Source organism: Vibrio sp. 10N.222.52.B7, from assembly GCF_041474275.1.
Taxonomy (GTDB): Bacteria; Pseudomonadota; Gammaproteobacteria; order Enterobacterales; family Vibrionaceae; genus Vibrio; species Vibrio crassostreae_C.
In genome coordinates, this window is the sequence record NZ_JBFRTU010000185.1 from 1 (window position 1) to 339 (window position 339).

The 339-nt window shown below is 46.6% G+C and carries 1 pseudogene; it reads right to left on the reverse strand.

The features are described 5' to 3' along the window. Window positions 1-339, reverse strand: a pseudogene (locus AB4512_RS22220) (hypothetical protein); the annotation flags it as partial.

Consider the following 339-nt stretch of genomic DNA (forward strand, 5'->3'; position numbering starts at 1 on the left):
GGATTAAACGGGCGAGTTTCCGCTGGTATCCAAGCATATTCGACACAGCCACGAAAATTCGGGTCTCCTCCGAGAATACCAATACGAACGCACTTTCTGTAACCGCTTTGGAGAACAATCTCTTTGTTGCGTATTTCTTGTGTGCTCGCAGGGCGGCCAATAATGCTGCGTGTCATTTCGTCGATAGCGTTTCGTTCCGCTTGCGCCTTGAAGAAGTTATGCATGGTGTCTACAGAGCCTGAACTGAATAGTTGTTCAACGGCGATTTCACCTTGTGTAAACATCTCTTTTTGCAGCTTACTCTTGAACAAATTGACATGGTTGTCCGCGGTTTCAATG